The organism is Streptomyces sp. SID14436, assembly GCF_010548465.1.
Classification (GTDB): Bacteria; Actinomycetota; Actinomycetes; order Streptomycetales; family Streptomycetaceae; genus Streptomyces.
The window spans coordinates 1-286 of record NZ_JAAGMD010000385.1 but is presented as its reverse complement, the minus strand read 5'-3'; the positions used below and the strand labels follow the sequence as shown (position 1 = coordinate 286).

General features: G+C 68.2%; 1 protein-coding gene. It reads right to left on the bottom strand.

The genetic code is table 11. From position 1 onward, the window contains the following. A partial coding sequence (locus tag G3I53_RS13310; RefSeq protein ID WP_164438375.1) for an amidohydrolase family protein occupies positions 1-286 on the bottom strand: 286 nt, incomplete at both ends.

The following is a 286-nucleotide window of genomic DNA, read 5'->3' as shown; positions in this document are numbered from 1 at the left end:
ATAGCGACGGACCCGGTGGTTGTCGGCCCGGCCGTCGCCGGGCAGGGCTCCGCGCCGCTTCTTCATCACATGGGCGGTCTGCCAGGTCCGCAGGATCACCTCGCCGATGCGGCCCATGGCCTGGGAGTCGGAGGAGATGATCGAGATGGCTCCGAGGTCGTGCAGGATGTCCTCGGCCGCGATGGTGGAGGGCCTGATCCGGGACTCCGCGAAGGCCAGGTCCTCGGGGACGGCGGGGTTCAGGTGGTGGCAGACCATCAGCATGTCGAGGTGTTCCTCGATGGTG